Source organism: Candidatus Pelagibacter sp. PS_28, assembly GCF_059417885.1.
In genome coordinates, this window is sequence record NZ_CM182070.1 from 1,279,366 (window position 1) to 1,294,692 (window position 15,327).

The following is a 15,327-nucleotide window of genomic DNA, read 5'->3' on the forward strand; positions in this document are numbered from 1 at the left end:
TTATTATTATAACTATTATAATTTGATGATTCTACATACTGAAAATATAAATAATAAAGTTAAAAGTGGTCTTTATATTGTATCTACTCCTATTGGGAACTTAAGCGACATCACTTTAAGAGCCCTAGAAGTATTAAAAAAATCGGATTATGTACTGTGTGAGGATACACGTATTTCAAAAAATTTATTAGAACGGTATGAAATTAAATCAAAACTTATTGCAAATCATAAATTTAATGAAAAAAAAAATTTATCTAAAGTAATTGATATTTTAAAATCAGGATCGATTGTTTCTTTGATTTCTGACGCTGGAACTCCATCGATCTCAGATCCAGGAGCTATATTAGTCAATGAATGTGTTATTAACGAAATAGATATCTTTCCAATTCCGGGTGCGTCAGCTGTTTCTTCTGCAGTTTCCATAAGTGGATTTAATGAAAAATATTTTTTTTATGGTTTTTTTCCAGAGAGAAATAGCAAATTAAATGAAGATTTCGAAAGGCTTGCAAATTTAGAGGGCTGTATTGTTTTTTTTATTTCTCCACGAAAATTTAATAGATCAATAAAAGATTTAAAACGTTACTTTTCAAATAGAAAAATTTTGGTTTGCAGAGAAATGACCAAATTTTATGAGGAATATATAAGAACAGATGTGGAGACACTTGAACCATTTAAATCTGATCCCAAAGGAGAGTTAACAATTGTTATTTCTGAAAAGGTAAAAGAAAAAAATTCATCGATAATATTAAAAGAATCTGATAAAATAACTATTCAAAAATTAATTAAAAAACTAAGCATAAAAGATATTACAGATTTAATTAGTCAAAATACGAATGTATCAAAAAAAGAAATTTACAATTATTGTCTTAAAATAAAAAATGAAAAATAAAATATTTTTAATAAGTTTGATTTTTTTAATCTTAACAGGATGTGTTGGGATTAGCTCAAAAGGAGTTTTTGGAACAGGTGTTAGTGTTGCGTTTGATCCAAGATCTTTAGGAACCCAAATAGATGATTCTGTGATGCAAAAAAATTTAGCTACAAGATTAGCTCTAAGAGACAAGAGCTACATCTTAACTGTTAATACAAAAGTTTTAGATGGAAAAATATTTGTAACAGGAAAAGTAGATGATCCTGAAGAAAAACTTCAAATTACTAAACTTGCATGGGAAACAAAAGGTGTCAGATCAGTTAAAAATGATATTAAAATAAAAGAAGATTTTAATTTCAAACAATCAGCTAAAGATTTGTTAATTACATCCCAACTTCGTACTGCTTTAATATTTAACAAAAAAATTAAAGCAACCAATTATCAAATTGATACTTATAAGAAAAAAATATTTATTTATGGGATTTCTTTAACCACAGAAGAAAGAAAAGAAGTAATAACTGAAGCAAAAGAAATACTAGATGTAGAAGATGTTATTGCAAGTATTGTCTTGGTTGAAGATTTAAGAATTCAAAAAAATTAACTTTTTTTATAATCAATTACATCAGCAGAGTAGGCAGCAACTGATGCTAAATTTATGATTTCTGAAGTAGATGACCTTAAAGGAGCTATTTCAATGGGTTGACCCAATCCAATTAAAAGAGGACCAATAACTTTTGTGTCACCTAAGCTTTTCATCATTTTATAAGAAATAGCAGCACTGTGTTGGCCCGGCATTATTAATATATTTGCATTTCCTACAATACTTGAGAAAGGATATAATTCTTTGTATTCTTCATTTAAGGCAACATCTGGCTGCATGTCCCCATCAAAATCAAAATCTACATTTTTATCTTTTAAAATTTCAACAGCTTTTTTTATGTGTTTAGTTCTACTTGTTAGAGGTTGACCAAAAGTAGAGTGAGAAACAAAAGCAACTTTTGGAACAAAGCCAAACATTTTAACTACTCTAGCTGATGAAATTGCAATTTCTGCAAGCTCTTCTGAACTTGGATATTCATTTACACTCGTGTCTCCAACAAAAATAGTTTTTCCTCTAGCAACAACCATATTTAATCCAAACATGATTTCACCTGGTCTAGCATCTATAACTTGTGTAACTTTATCAAAAGAAGCTCCAAATCTTCTGGTATTTCCAGTGACAGCACCATCTGCATCACCACAAGCAACCATACAAGATGCCCATACAACCCTATCATTTCTAACTAATCTATCACAATCTCTTTCTAAAAGACCTTTCTCTCTTTGCAATTTTTCAAATAAAAAGTTTACGTACTTCTCTCTTTTTGTTGTGTCTTCAGAATTAACTATTTCGATATCAAAATTTTGATTGTAGCCAATTTCTTTTATTCTTTCTTTAATTTTATTTTTTTTACCAATTAAAATTGGTGTACCTAATTTAGAATTTTTAAATGCGATTGCCGCCTTAAGAGTGTTTTCGTCTTCTCCATCCGCAAAAACAATTCTCTTTTGATTTTTTTTGATATGAGAATTAATACCTTGCATAATAGTTACTGAGGGATCTAGCCTTTGTTTGAGTTGGTCTCTATAAGCCTCAAAATCTTTTATAGGTTTTTTTGCAACACCACTATCCATAGCAGCTTTTGCAACAGCTGCAGGAATTACACTAATCAGTCTTGGATCAAACGTGGATGGAATTATATAATCTTTTCCATATTTAGGACGATCTCCTCCCATTGCTGCAACAACTTCATCTGGAACATCTTCTCTTGCTAATTTCGCAATTGCGTTTGCAGCTGCAACCTTCATTTCTTCATTAATAGTTGTAGCCCTTACGTCTAATGCTCCTCTAAAAATATAAGGAAAACCAATTAAATTGTTTACTTGATTGGGATAATCAGATCTTCCAGTTGCAATAATGGCATCATCTCTAACTTCCATTATTTCTTCAGGTGTTATTTCAGGATCAGGATTTGCGCAGGCAAAAATTATTGGATTCTTAGCCATAGTTTTTACTAACTCTTTTTTCAAAGCTCCTTTGGCAGATAATCCTAAAAATACGTCAGCTCCATTTATAGCTTCTTCTAAAGTTCTTTTTTTAGTTTCTACTGCATGGGCAGATTTCCACTGGTCCATTCCCTCAGTTCTACCTCTATAGACCACTCCTTTACGATCAAGCATGATTACATTTTCACTAGGCACACCACTATTCTTAAACAAATTTGTACAAGCAATTGCTGATGCACCTGCTCCATTTACAACAACTTTAATGTCTTTTATTGATTTGCCACTAATATCTAGGGCGTTAATTAATGCAGCTGTAGTTATTATTGCTGTTCCATGTTGATCGTCATGAATAACTGGAATATCTAAAATTTCTTTTAATTTTTCTTCAATTATAAAACAATCAGGAGCCGCAATATCTTCTAAGTTAATACCACCAAAACTGCATGCAAAGTTTTTAATACTATTAATAATTTCATCGGCATCTTGAGAATCAATTTCTAAGTCAATAGAATCTATATCGGCAAATCTTTTAAATAAAACTGCTTTTCCCTCCATAACAGGTTTAGATGCAAGTGCTCCTAAATTACCCATTCCTAAAATAGCTGATCCATTACTTATCACTGCAACTAAATTTCCTTTAGATGTGTAGTCGTATGCTGTCTCTGGATCGTCAGCGATTGCTTGAACTGGAACTGCAACACCAGGAGAATAAGCTAATGCCAAATCCCTCTTAGTTGTCATTGGTTTTGAAGAATTTATTTCTATTTTTCCTGGCTTATTTAAGCTGTGGAATTCTAGAGCTTCTTTATCAGTATAATGATCTATTTTAGTTTTTTTCATTTATGTTAATTAGATATACAAATGGAGCAAATTTAAGACTAATATGATTTATGAACCTTATTAAGTCAACAAGCACGTTTAGCTTTTTTACAATAATTAGTAGGTTACTGGGCTATTTAAGAGATATTTTAATAGCAGTATTCCTTGGAACTGGAATTTTGGCAGATGCTTTCTTTGTGGCGTTTAGAATTCCCAATACTTTTAGAAGGTTATTTTCTGAAGGAACATTTAATGCAGCTTTTGTTCCAAGCTACTCATCATTATTGAATAAAAAAAAAGCACAAAATTTTGCTAATAGTATTTTTAATCTACTCACCCTAGGCCTAATAGTTTTAGTTCTGATTGCAGAGATATTGATGCCTTTATTTGTTTATCTAATTGCACCAGGTTTTGAAGGCGATTATGATAAAATGGAACTAGCTATAACTTTAACAAGAATTACCTTCCCATTTTTAATTTTTATAAGTTTAGCATCATTTTTTTCTGCAATTTTAAATTCACATAATAAATTTGCAATAGCGTCCGCTGCTCCAATTATTTTAAATATACTTTTAATTGGAGTTTTGTTGTTTGCAAAAATATTAGACGATAATCTTGTTTATTATTTATCTTATGCTGTAACCATTTCAGGCGGTGTACAATTTATTTTTCTATATTTTTTTGTAAAAAAAAATTTTTCACCTAAGATTAAATTTAAAATTAACATTGATAAAAAAATTAAAAACTTTTTCAAAAAATTATTACCTAGTATTTTTTCATCAGGTGTTACTCAAATAAATATTTTAGTAGGAACAATTATTGCATCTTTTCAAGCTGGTGCGGTTTCTTACCTTTATTATGCTGATAGAGTCTATCAAATAAATTTAGCCATTGCTGGAATTGCAATTGGTACAGTTATTTTACCCCAACTATCCAAATATGTTAAAAGTCAAAATAAAGATAAAATAAACTTAATTCAAAATAAAGCTTTAGAACTTAGTCTATTCTTGAGTATCCCAGCAACAGTTGCATTATTGATTGCCTCAGAAGAAATTATTTCTTCATTATTTGGCTATGGTTCTTTTGATGAGTTAAGTGTTAAGAATTCAGCAAAAGCTTTATTTTATTTTGCAATTGGCTTGCCTGCTTTTTCATTAATAAAAGTTTTTTCGACATTTTTTTTCGCAAGACATAATACAAAAATACCGTTTTATATTTCATTATTATCTGTTTTATTAAATATATTTATAAGCGTTATCTTTTTTAAACAAATTGGTTTTATAATCATACCAATCGCAACTACTATTTCATCTTGGTTTAATGCATTGCTATTGTTTATCTTTTTAAAAAAAGAAAGTTTTTTCAATTTTAATCTTATCTTTATAGATAGATTAATTAAAATTTTAACAACATCAGTGATTATGGGAATATTTTTTAATTATATAATTTATTTTTTTAATAATGAATTGTCCTATCAAGAAAATTTTAAAGCGATCTATTTAATGGGTGCTGTTATTGCCGGTCTTATATTTTATTTTTTCATTGCAGTTTTAATCAAGGCTTTTAAAAGAACGGATATTAATTTAAACTATTGATATGATTAAAAAAATTTTTTCTGGAGTACAACCTACTGGTAACCTACATTTAGGAAACTATCTCGGAGCAATTAAAAATTTTGTAAAACTCCAAAATGAAAAAGAAAATGAGTGTATTTTTTGTGTAGTTGACCTTCATGCAATTACAGTAAAACAAGATCCTAAGGAACTAAAAAAGAATATAAGAGAAACCGCAGCAACATTTATTGCAAGTGGAATAGATCCTAACAAAAGTATAATTTTTAATCAATCAATGGTTCCAGCTCACTCTGAAGCTGCATGGATATTAAGTTGTGTTTCAAGAATTGGTTGGCTTAATAGAATGACTCAGTTTAAGGAAAAAGCTGGAAAAGATAAGGAAAAAGCTAGTATTGGCCTTTACTCCTATCCTGTATTAATGGCTGCTGATATCCTGTTGTATGACGCAACCCATGTTCCTGTTGGTGATGATCAAAAACAACACTTAGAACTTAGTAGAGATATAGCACAAAAATTTAATAACGATTTTAATGCAACAGATTTTTTAAAAGTTCCAGAGCCCTTAATACAGAAAGAGTTTTCTAGAATAATGAGTCTTAAAGATGGTTTAAAAAAAATGAGCAAATCAGATCCTTCAGATTTGAGCAGAATTAATCTTACAGATAATAGCGAAGAGATATTAAATAAAATTAAAAAAGCAAAAACGGATCCTTTGCCACTTCCTTCAGATATTAAAGATTTAAACGCAAGACCAGAAGCTGAAAATTTATTAGGAATCTATTCAAGTTTAAAAAATCAAAATTTAGAAAAATCTATTATTGAATTTAAAGGAAAAAATTTTTCAGAATTTAAGGAGAAGTTATCAGAGACTTTAATTGAAACTATTGACCCAATCTCAAAAGAAATAAAAAAATTATTAAATGATGAAGGTTATTTAGATAAAATTCTTTTAGAAGGTTCTAATAAAGCTAATAAAATTGCTTCAAAAAAAATAAAAGAAATTAAAGATTTAGTAGGCTTTTAACAAGATTATATTAATTAGTTTAAATTTTCTCAGTAATCACTATATATAAAAATATGTTCATTCAAACTGAAGTAACACCAAACCCTAATTCACTAAAGTTTTTGCCTGGAAAAACAGTTTCCAATAATGGCTCATTTGAAGTGATAAAAAAAGAAGAAACTGATAACGAATTAGTAAGAAATATTTTATCAATTAATGGGGTAACAGGTGTATTTTTAGGAGAAGATTTTATATCTATAAATAAAAATGAAGAAGTAATTTGGGAAGATATTAAACATATAGCTATTTCACTGATTAATGATTTTTATTCTACAGGAAAAGAATTTGTAATTGCGAATGAGTTACTTGGAGAAAAAAAAGAGGAACACACTGAAATCGAAAAGCAAATTATAAGTATCTTAGAATCAAAGATTAGACCTGCTGTTGCAAAAGATGGTGGTGATATTAAATTTAAAGAATTTAAAGATGGAATTGTTAAGGTAGAATTGCAAGGAAGCTGTTCTGGCTGTCCCAGCTCGACAATGACCTTAAAACAAGGAGTACAAAATCTTTTGTGTCACTATTTGCCTGAGGTTAAAGAAGTGGTTGCAATATAGTTATGAAAAAAAAAATAATTATTAGAAATAAACTTAAAGCACAAAAAAGTGAAATAGATAATCTTTCAAGAACTTTTTTATCAAGTTTAATCATTATATCAATTTTTTTTATAGCTCCATTAGCCATTAATCTTACAAAAGAAAAAATGACATTTTCTAAGAACTATGAAAATAATTCAAAGAATAATTTAAAACAATTATTAAAAAACAAAACAACAAAACTAGATGAACAATTAAATAAAAAGTTTTTATATGAAGACGTTTTAACATTCGATGAGCAGACATCAGATGCCATACTATTAAGTGCTGCAACAATTGAAGAACTTTTTAAATCAACAAATTATAATTTAAAAGATGTTAGAGAAAATAAATTAGTAAAGCCTATAAATTTAGATCTATTACCAAAGGAAATTGGAAAAATAGAAAATACTAAAAAAAGAAAAGAATTATTCATTCAGATAATTTTGCCTTTAGTCATTGATGAAAATAATAGTATTAAACTAGATAGAATAAAGCTCTTTAGTATTTTAAATAAAAGCAAAAATACAAAGACAGAACAAGAGTGGTTAAACATAAAATTTAAACAATATGGAGTTGTAAATAAAGATTTATCAACATTGAAAATTAGAATGGATGAAGTGCCTGTTTCAATGGCAATTGCGCAAGCTGCAAAGGAAACTGGTTGGGGAACATCAAGGTTTGCTCAGGAGGGAAATGCATTGTTTGGTCAGTGGACGTGGAGTGGTAAAGGAATAAAACCTGCTGATGCAGAAGATGATAGTACACATAAAGTTATGAGATTTAAGGTTTTGCAGGCGTCCGTAAAAGCTTATCAAAGAAATTTAAACACACACTCGTCTTATAAAGATTTTAGAAGTGCAAGAGCAGAATTGAGAGATGAAGGAAAAGAATTAGACAGCATGATTCTTACTGAATATTTAGATAAATATGCGGAGACAGGAAAAGAGTATGTTAAAATTTTACAACAAATTATTAGACAAAATGATTTAACAGATTTTGATGATGCAAAGTTATTACCATCTAGCAAAGATTTAGAAAGTTTAATTTAATTTTGACTCACTGAAAATTGAACGCCGAACCATCTCCATATTCCATCATCATTAAGTGAACAATTAACTCTACCTCTCCTGAATGTAAATTTTTCTCTAAAATTTATGTTTAATATATTTTTATTAAAAGTAATATTTGACCTATCCCATCCACTACCCTCATCAGAGAAACAATTAATATTTTCTATATTTTTTTGATTTTCAAAAAATTCAACAGATAGTTTTGGTGGATTGTTATTGATAATATACTTGTCTTCAGGGTTTAAAGATTTGTATGGAAGTGGACCAAGATTAATCAAAAATTTGAATCTTTCTAAGTCACCATATTTTTCATTAATTGGGAATCTGGGTAATTCATGAGGATCTTTATTAATATCAATAACACCAGAATGTTGTCCAAAAGCAAAATCAAAATTTTTGGAAATAAAATCTTTAATAGTTTTGCTATACTCACCAAATGGGTATGAAAAAAAAATTGGGTTATAGCCTAAGTTCTGATTAAAAATTTGAATTGAAGTATTAATATCAGCCAAAAAATTTTTTGTTTCTAGATCAACCAGGTAATTATGAGAATGTGAATGATTGCCGATGTAAGCATATGGCTCTTTTTCTACTTCTTGTATTTGTTGCCAACTCATATAGCCAGTTTTACCTATGGTTTCAGTTGAAACAAATAAAATAAAAGGAACTTTCTCTCTTTTCAAATATGGCCACGCAATTTTATAAAAAGATAAGAACGCATCATCTACAGTGATAAGTATTTCTTTTTTATTTTTTGGAAAATTAAATTCTTTTTGTAAATATTGTGGATCAAAAAATTTATAATTTGAGGTATTGATTATAGACATTTGTTCTTTGAAAATATCCATTTGTATATTTGTTGAAGGATACTTATTTTCATCAAATCGGTGATACATCAAAGAAAGAATGCCACTATCTTCAGAATAATATTTGATATTATTTTCTTCTGCTTTAGAATTGATAGCAAATAACATTATTATAATGAAAAATTTAATAGTAGATGCCACAAGAGATAAAATTTTTTTAACACTCATAGTTAGTGAGAATATTTATACTTGTACTCATGAAAATAGTAAAATTAATTTTGAAAAATTAATGATCTTAATTAATGATTTTTTAAAGGTAAATTCCTCTACTTTAGATCAAATTGATATTATTTATGTTAACAGAGGACCTGGTAGTTTTGCAGGAATTAGAAATTCATTAGCGACGATTAAAGCTTTATTTCTAACAAAAAAAATCAATTATTATTGTTTTAGTTTTGAAGATTTTAAAGGATTTAAAGAAGTTAAGTATGAAGAAGTCCCTAGTTTATGTGAAAAATTTAAAATTAAAAAGAATTTGATTAATCCTATTTATTTAAGTTAAAATTAAAAAATGTCAGAAAATATTGAACAAAAATGTTTAGCTAAAGGAGTTAAACTAACGGATCAAAGAAAAATTATCGCAAAAGTAATGTCAGAGTCTAATGATCATCCAGATGTAGATGAACTATATAATAGAGTTTCAAAGATTGATCCAAAAATAAGTATTGCCACAGTATATAGAACAGTAAAACTTTTTGAGGAGTCTGGAATTTTAGCTAAACATGATTTTAAAGGAGGCAAAGCTAGATACGAGGAATTAAATGAAGGACATCATGATCATTTAATTGATGTTAAATCAGGAGAAATTATTGAATTTGTGGATGAAGAGATAGAAAAGCTACAAGAAAAAATTGCTGATAAATACGGTTATCGATTGGTTGATCACAAATTAGAATTATATGGGGTTAAAAAAAAATCCTAACACAATGTTAAAAAAAATTTTTATTAAAACTTTTGGTTGTCAAATGAATGAATACGATTCAAATCGTATATTTGATACTGTAAAAAAAATAGGCTTTGAAAAAACTGAAAAATATGAGGATGCAAATTGTTATCTTTTAAACACCTGTCATATTCGTGATAAAGCAAAAGAAAAGGTTTACCATGAAATAGGAAGAGTCAAAAAAATTTTTAGAGAGAAAAAAAAACCAATTGTAATTGTTGCAGGTTGTGTCGCTCAAGCTGAAAATCAAGAAATGTTAAAAAGAGAACCTTATATTGATATTGTAATTGGTCCACAGTCTTACCATAAAATAAATGAGGCAATATCAAATCATTTAAAAAACAAAAAAAAAGAGGAAGAAACAGAATTTGATACAATTTCTAAATTTAATTATTTAAGTCAGATTAAAAATAAAGACAGTAAAGTCTCTTCATTTTTAACAATCCAAGAAGGTTGTGATAAATTCTGTCATTTTTGTGTAGTGCCTTATACTCGTGGACCAGAATACTCTAGGCCTTTTGACCAAATCATAAATGAAGCAAAAGAATTGGTTCAAAATGGTGCAAAAGAAATTATCTTGTTAGGTCAAAATGTAAACGCATACAGTTATGATGAGGAAGGTAAAGAATATAGACTATCAGATTTGCTAATCAAACTTGATAGCTTTGATAAACTTGAAAGAATTCGATACACAACATCTCATCCTAAGGATATGACAGATGATTTGATTAACGTTTATAAGACATCATCTAAACTGATGCCCCTTGTACATTTACCAGTACAAAGTGGATCAAATAAAATTTTAAATCTAATGAATAGAAAACACACCATTGAAGAATATCTGCTAGTTTATGAAAAACTTAGGAAAATTAACCCAAAAATTGAGTTTTCTAGTGATTTTATTATTGGATACCCAGAAGAAGATGAGCAAGATTTTAAAATGACAATGGAACTAATTGAAAAAATAAAATTTATCAACTCTTATTCGTTTATTTTTAGCCCAAGACCAGGAACCGTTGCTGCAAATTTAACACTCGTGGATCAAAAAAAATCTAAACAAAGATTAGAGATAATTCAGGAGAAATTATTTAATAACCAAATACAAAAAAATAAATCTCTAGAAAATAAAATTTTAAATGTTCTAGTAGAAAATAAAATGAAAGATGGGATTAAGTTATTTGGAAGAACAGAATATATGACATCAGTAATTTTTGATGGCAATATAGAAAATATTGGAAAAATTTTGCAAGTCGAAATAACAAGTAGTAATCAAAATAGTCTTTTTGGAAAATTAACTGAAAGCTCTAAAAAAAGGGTAGCTTAAAATTGAATAATACAGTTTCAAAAAAAATTAATTCAACATTAAAATTTGTATACTCTGATAATAACTCTTTAAGCGTTATCTTTCATGATAATGATTTATTAATGGGAGTTGTTGGTGAGTTTAATGAAAATTTAAAAGAACTCGAAAAAATTACTAATACAAATCTTTATTCAAGGGGAAATTCTATTTTAATAAAATCAACCCCAGAACAAAACGAAATTACAAAAAATGCTATTCAATTTCTTGCAAATCAATTTATTATTAATGGCAGTATTGAGAAAAAAGATATAATCTCATCTATAGATAAATTTATGATTGAAGAAAAAGTAAAAAATCAAAATGTTTCTGACATAATTAAAACACCAAAAAAATCTGTTATCCCTAGATCAGAGAGACAAAAAGAATATGTTAGAGCTTTAAGACAAAGTGATATTGTCATATCTGCAGGCCCTGCAGGGACAGGTAAAACTTTTTTAGCAGTAGCAGTTGGATTAACTATGTTGCTTGATAAAAAGATTGAAAGAATTATTCTATCAAGACCAGCAGTAGAAGCTGGTGAGAGACTTGGTTTTTTACCAGGAGATATGAAGGAGAAAGTAGATCCTTATTTAAGGCCTCTATATGATTCTCTCTATGATTTATTTGATTTTGAAAAAATACAGAGAATGATTGAAATTGGTGATATTGAAATAGCACCACTTGCTTTCATGAGAGGAAGAACGTTAAAGAATTCTTTTGCAATTTTAGATGAAGCCCAAAATGCAACAGATACTCAAATTAAGATGTTTTTAACACGTATAGGTGAGAATTCTAAAATTGTTATAAATGGTGATCCTTCTCAAATAGATCTACCAAATAAAAACATGTCAGGCCTAAGTAGATCTAAGAAATTACTTGGACACTTAAAAGAAATTTCAGTTGTAGATTTTGATCATTCAGATGTGGTGAGACATCCTTTGGTATCTAAGATTGTAAAAGCGTACTCTGACCAAGAAAATGATTAAAATTGATGTAGTTTCGGAGTGCACTCTCTGGAGCAAAAAAATCAAAAGAAATAAAACTTTTTTTAATTCTATTCTAAAATTTTTTCCAAAAAAATATAAATTTATCGGTAAAAAAATAAATCTAACAATTTTACTTTCAAATAATAAGAATATTAAAAAGCTTAATAAAGATTTTAGAAATAAAAATAAACCTACAGATGTATTATCATTTCCATTTGAGAAAAAATTTAACCCAAAAAAATCAAATTATCTTGGTGATATAGTAATTAGCTATGAGTTTATGAATAAACCAAAAAATATAAGCATTTTAGAGTTTAAACAAAAAGTCGTTAAAATTTTTATTCATGGATTTCTTCATTTATTAGGTCACGATCATATAAAACTAAAAGATTTTAAAAAAATGATTAAAGAAGAAGATTTAATTTATAAATTCATCAAAACAAAAGTTGCTTAACTTGCTTAAAAAAAATTTTTTGAACATATTATATGTATTTTTTTTAGGTGCTATCAGTTCTTACAGCTTGCCACCTTATAATTATTTTATAATTAATTTTTTTACTTTTTCATTATTCTTTATTTTTCTTTTTACACAAAAAAAAACTAATCCAAATAATAAATCGTTCTTTAAATATGGATGGTTTTTTGGTTTTGGTTATTTTTTATGTAGTTTATATTGGATTGCAATTTCTTTAACTTTTGATGAAAGCTTTAAATTTTTAATACCAATATCTATTGTTTTATTTCCTGCTTTTCTTGCAATATTTTATGGATTTATAACTTATTTGTTTTCTGTCTTTTATTCTAGAGATGTTGTTAGTACATTTTTTATTTTTTCAATTTTATTTGGATCTATTGAATTTATTAGAGGGTCCATTCTTACTGGTTTTCCATGGAATTTAATTGCTTTTAGTTTTTCAGAAAGTATTTATTTTATTCAAATTCTTTCAGTAATTGGGACTTATTCTTTCAATTTAATTTGTATATCTTTGTTTACTGTTCCAGCTTTATTTATCTTAAGAAAAACCAGAAAAGAAATTATTGTCTGTTTATTCTTTATAATAATTTCTGTAGGTTTTTTAGTTTTTGGCAATTTAAAATATAATCAATTTAATACTACAGCTGATATTAAAAATAATTTTACAATAAGAGCTGTATCACCCAATATTAGTTTAGACCGATTTTATTCAAAGCAGGATGAATTAAAGATAATACAAGAACTAATTACCTTGAGCAATCCAGAAAAAAAAGAACCAATGATTTTTTTATGGCCTGAAGGAATTATTCCAGACAGTTATTTAAGAGATATGGATATATATAAGGAATTATTTTCAAATAGTTTTTCGAGTGATGATTTAATTATCATGGGTCTAAATAGTGTAAAAATTAAAAATAGTGAAAATTTATTTTTTAATTCAATGGCGATTTTTAATAATAAATTAGATTTAATTCATAATTATAACAAAATTAATTTAGTGCCATTTGGAGAGTTTACTCCATTTGAATCAGTTCTTAGTTTAATAGGACTTAAAACAGTAACCAATGATTACCAATCTTTTTCAAAAGGTGAGAACCAAAAAGCACTTTTAATAAAAAATGACAAGATAGAATTAAAATTACTTCCCTTAATCTGTTATGAAATTATTTATTCAAATAGATTATTTAAAGACAAAAATTTTGATTATATAATCAATATTTCAGAAGATGGGTGGTTTGGAAATTCTATTGGCCCAAAGCAACATTTTGCACACAGTATCTTTAGATCTATTGAAAGCGGAAAATATGTAATTAGATCAGCAAACAATGGAATATCTGCCATTGTTAACCCAATTGGTATCATAGAAAAAAAAGTTGAGTTTGGCACTACTGGTTATGTTGATTTTAAAGAGAGTAAAATCCTTAAATCTACGCCTTACATGAATTATGGGGATAAGATATTTTTTATACTTATTTTATTATATATTTTTTTAATTTTTTCATTTAAGAAAATTACACATGAGTAATTTAAAAAATTTTTTATTTACAAGCGAGTCTGTTTCTGAAGGACATCCAGATAAAGTGTCAGATCGTATTTCTGATATGGTTGTGGATAGCTTTCTTTCAGGTGATCCTTTTTCAAGAGTAGCATGTGAAACTTTAACCACTACAAATAAAGTTGTTTTAGCTGGAGAAGTAAGAGGACCGAGCATCAAAGAAGAAGATCTTATTCAAAAAGTAAGAGAATGCATCAAGGATATAGGGTACGATCAAGATGGTTTTACTTGGAGAGAAGCTACAAAAATAGAAAGCCACCTTCATGCACAATCCGCTGATATAGCCATGGGTGTGGATTCATCAAGTAATAAAGATGAGGGAGCGGGTGACCAAGGAATAATGTTTGGTTATGCTTGTAACGAAACTGAAGAATTAATGCCAGCACCAATTCATTATTCTCATAAGATTTTGAGATTAATGGCGGAAGATCGAAAATCTGGAAAATTAAAAAATATTGAGCCAGATTCAAAAAGTCAAGTCACGTTTGAGTATGTAGATGGAAAACCAACCAAAGTAAAATCAGTTGTTATATCTTCACAGCACTCAGCAGATGTAGATCAAGCTAAAGTTAGAGAATTATTAAAACCTTATTTATTAAAATCAATTCCAGAAAAGTTTTTGAAAGATTTTAATGAAGAAGAATTATATATAAACCCAACTGGAAATTTTGTAATTGGTGGCCCAGATGGGGATTGTGGCTTAACAGGTAGAAAAATTATTGTAGATACTTATGGTGGAGCAGCACCTCATGGTGGAGGAGCTTTCTCTGGTAAAGATCCAACTAAAGTTGATAGATCAGCTGCTTATGCAGCAAGATATATTGCTAAAAATATTGTTGCATCTAACATTGCTGAAAAATGTTTAATTCAACTAGCATACGCAATTGGAGTTTCTAAACCTTTATCAATTTATGTAGATTTATTTGATAATGATTTAGAAAAAAATAAATTTGTAACAGAAAAGATCTCAGAAAATTTTGATTTAAGCCCAAGAGGTATAAGAGAAATGCTTGGCTTAAATAAACCTATTTATGAAAAAACAGCAGCTTATGGTCATTTTGGAAGAGTGCCTGAAGCTAACGGCTCATTTTCATGGGAAAAAACTGATAAAAAAGAGGTTTTTTCTAAATAGTTGCTAT

Annotated in this window: 15 protein-coding genes; 13 read left to right on the plus strand and 2 right to left on the minus strand. The window is 28.0% G+C overall.

The window, feature by feature from the left end; genetic code table 11:
• Positions 1-25 precede the first annotated feature (25 nt).
• Together rsmI and AC5SMR_RS06955 are read left to right on the plus strand one after the other, a co-directional pair.
• The gene (gene rsmI, locus AC5SMR_RS06950; RefSeq protein WP_494576902.1) at positions 26-889 is read left to right on the plus strand and encodes a 16S rRNA (cytidine(1402)-2'-O)-methyltransferase; all 864 of its coding nucleotides are present in this window, start codon (positions 26-28) and stop codon (positions 887-889) included.
• A complete protein-coding gene (locus AC5SMR_RS06955) occupies positions 879-1,472 on the plus strand; it encodes a BON domain-containing protein (RefSeq protein ID WP_494576903.1) in 594 nt (197 codons plus the stop codon). The genes rsmI and AC5SMR_RS06955 overlap by 11 nt, the downstream gene beginning before the upstream one ends.
• On the opposite strand, the gene AC5SMR_RS06960 is transcribed toward AC5SMR_RS06955, so the two are convergent.
• Complete coding sequence (locus tag AC5SMR_RS06960; protein ID WP_494576904.1) at positions 1,469-3,757, minus strand: NADP-dependent malic enzyme; 2,289 nt, start codon at positions 3,755-3,757, stop codon at positions 1,469-1,471. The two genes, AC5SMR_RS06955 and AC5SMR_RS06960, sit on opposite strands and share 4 nt — an antisense overlap.
• Positions 3,758-3,807: 50 nt before the next feature.
• Between AC5SMR_RS06960 and murJ the strand changes: the two genes are divergently transcribed.
• The 4 genes from murJ to AC5SMR_RS06980 are packed head-to-tail and all read left to right on the plus strand — an operon-like array spanning position 3,808 to position 8,000.
• Positions 3,808-5,331 carry a murein biosynthesis integral membrane protein MurJ gene (gene murJ, locus AC5SMR_RS06965; protein ID WP_494576905.1) on the plus strand — a complete coding sequence of 508 codons (1,524 nt, stop codon included), beginning with the start codon at positions 3,808-3,810 and terminating at the stop codon, positions 5,329-5,331.
• A 1-nt stretch (position 5,332) separates the two neighbouring features.
• Positions 5,333-6,334, plus strand: a complete 1,002-nt coding sequence (gene trpS, locus AC5SMR_RS06970) for a tryptophan--tRNA ligase (protein WP_494576906.1) — start codon at positions 5,333-5,335, stop codon at positions 6,332-6,334.
• Between the two features lie 53 nt (positions 6,335-6,387).
• A complete protein-coding gene (locus tag AC5SMR_RS06975; protein WP_494576907.1) occupies positions 6,388-6,930 on the plus strand; it encodes a NifU family protein in 543 nt (180 codons plus the stop codon).
• A 2-nt stretch (positions 6,931-6,932) separates the two neighbouring features.
• On the plus strand, positions 6,933-8,000 hold the full coding sequence (locus tag AC5SMR_RS06980) for a glucosaminidase domain-containing protein (RefSeq protein ID WP_494576908.1): 1,068 nt from the start codon (positions 6,933-6,935) through the stop codon (positions 7,998-8,000).
• On the opposite strand, the gene AC5SMR_RS06985 is transcribed toward AC5SMR_RS06980, so the two are convergent.
• Positions 7,997-8,995, minus strand: a complete 999-nt coding sequence (locus AC5SMR_RS06985; protein ID WP_494576909.1) for a polysaccharide deacetylase family protein — start codon at positions 8,993-8,995, stop codon at positions 7,997-7,999. The two genes, AC5SMR_RS06980 and AC5SMR_RS06985, sit on opposite strands and share 4 nt — an antisense overlap.
• 7 nt (positions 8,996-9,002) lie before the next feature.
• Between AC5SMR_RS06985 and AC5SMR_RS06990 the strand changes: the two genes are divergently transcribed.
• Genes AC5SMR_RS06990 through metK form a run of 7 tightly spaced genes read left to right on the plus strand, consistent with a single transcriptional unit; the run spans position 9,003 to position 15,320 of the window.
• Positions 9,003-9,389, plus strand: a complete 387-nt coding sequence (locus tag AC5SMR_RS06990) for a peptidase M22 (protein ID WP_006997526.1) — start codon at positions 9,003-9,005, stop codon at positions 9,387-9,389.
• A gap of 9 nt (positions 9,390-9,398) precedes the next feature.
• Entirely contained in the window at positions 9,399-9,809 is a 411-nt protein-coding gene (locus AC5SMR_RS06995) for a Fur family transcriptional regulator (protein WP_006997525.1), read from the plus strand.
• Positions 9,787-11,154 (plus strand): tRNA (N6-isopentenyl adenosine(37)-C2)-methylthiotransferase MiaB, encoded by a 1,368-nt coding sequence (gene miaB, locus AC5SMR_RS07000; protein ID WP_494576910.1) that lies wholly within the window; start codon positions 9,787-9,789, stop codon positions 11,152-11,154. Before AC5SMR_RS06995 ends, miaB begins: the two co-directional genes overlap by 23 nt.
• 2 nt (positions 11,155-11,156) lie before the next feature.
• Positions 11,157-12,158: a PhoH family protein gene (locus tag AC5SMR_RS07005; RefSeq protein WP_494576911.1), complete on the plus strand. Its 1,002-nt coding sequence runs from the start codon at positions 11,157-11,159 to the stop codon at positions 12,156-12,158.
• A complete protein-coding gene (gene ybeY, locus AC5SMR_RS07010; protein WP_011281671.1) occupies positions 12,151-12,612 on the plus strand; it encodes an rRNA maturation RNase YbeY in 462 nt (153 codons plus the stop codon). Before AC5SMR_RS07005 ends, ybeY begins: the two co-directional genes overlap by 8 nt.
• A 19-nt stretch (positions 12,613-12,631) precedes the next feature.
• Complete coding sequence (gene lnt, locus AC5SMR_RS07015) at positions 12,632-14,158, plus strand: apolipoprotein N-acyltransferase (protein WP_494576912.1); 1,527 nt, start codon at positions 12,632-12,634, stop codon at positions 14,156-14,158.
• Entirely contained in the window at positions 14,151-15,320 is a 1,170-nt protein-coding gene (gene metK / locus AC5SMR_RS07020; protein WP_494576913.1) for a methionine adenosyltransferase, read from the plus strand. The genes lnt and metK overlap by 8 nt, the downstream gene beginning before the upstream one ends.
• Positions 15,321-15,327 lie beyond the last annotated feature (7 nt).

What these genes read in the sequence shown, in the direction of transcription:
- rsmI (WP_494576902.1), top strand. Translation starts at nt 26, where the DNA reads ATGATTCTACATACTGAAAATATAAATAATAAAGTTAAAAGTGGTCTT.
- AC5SMR_RS06955 (WP_494576903.1), top strand. Translation starts at nt 879, where the DNA reads ATGAAAAATAAAATATTTTTAATAAGTTTGATTTTTTTAATCTTAACA.
- AC5SMR_RS06960 (WP_494576904.1), bottom strand. Translation starts at nt 3,757, where the DNA reads ATGAAAAAAACTAAAATAGATCATTATACTGATAAAGAAGCTCTAGAA.
- murJ (WP_494576905.1), top strand. Translation starts at nt 3,808, where the DNA reads ATGAACCTTATTAAGTCAACAAGCACGTTTAGCTTTTTTACAATAATT.
- trpS (WP_494576906.1), top strand. Translation starts at nt 5,333, where the DNA reads ATGATTAAAAAAATTTTTTCTGGAGTACAACCTACTGGTAACCTACAT.
- AC5SMR_RS06975 (WP_494576907.1), top strand. Translation starts at nt 6,388, where the DNA reads ATGTTCATTCAAACTGAAGTAACACCAAACCCTAATTCACTAAAGTTT.
- AC5SMR_RS06980 (WP_494576908.1), top strand. Translation starts at nt 6,933, where the DNA reads ATGAAAAAAAAAATAATTATTAGAAATAAACTTAAAGCACAAAAAAGT.
- AC5SMR_RS06985 (WP_494576909.1), bottom strand. Translation starts at nt 8,995, where the DNA reads ATGTTATTTGCTATCAATTCTAAAGCAGAAGAAAATAATATCAAATAT.
- AC5SMR_RS06990 (WP_006997526.1), top strand. Translation starts at nt 9,003, where the DNA reads ATGAAAAATTTAATAGTAGATGCCACAAGAGATAAAATTTTTTTAACA.
- AC5SMR_RS06995 (WP_006997525.1), top strand. Translation starts at nt 9,399, where the DNA reads ATGTCAGAAAATATTGAACAAAAATGTTTAGCTAAAGGAGTTAAACTA.
- miaB (WP_494576910.1), top strand. Translation starts at nt 9,787, where the DNA reads ATGGGGTTAAAAAAAAATCCTAACACAATGTTAAAAAAAATTTTTATT.
- ybeY (WP_011281671.1), top strand. Translation starts at nt 12,151, where the DNA reads ATGATTAAAATTGATGTAGTTTCGGAGTGCACTCTCTGGAGCAAAAAA.
- metK (WP_494576913.1), top strand. Translation starts at nt 14,151, where the DNA reads ATGAGTAATTTAAAAAATTTTTTATTTACAAGCGAGTCTGTTTCTGAA.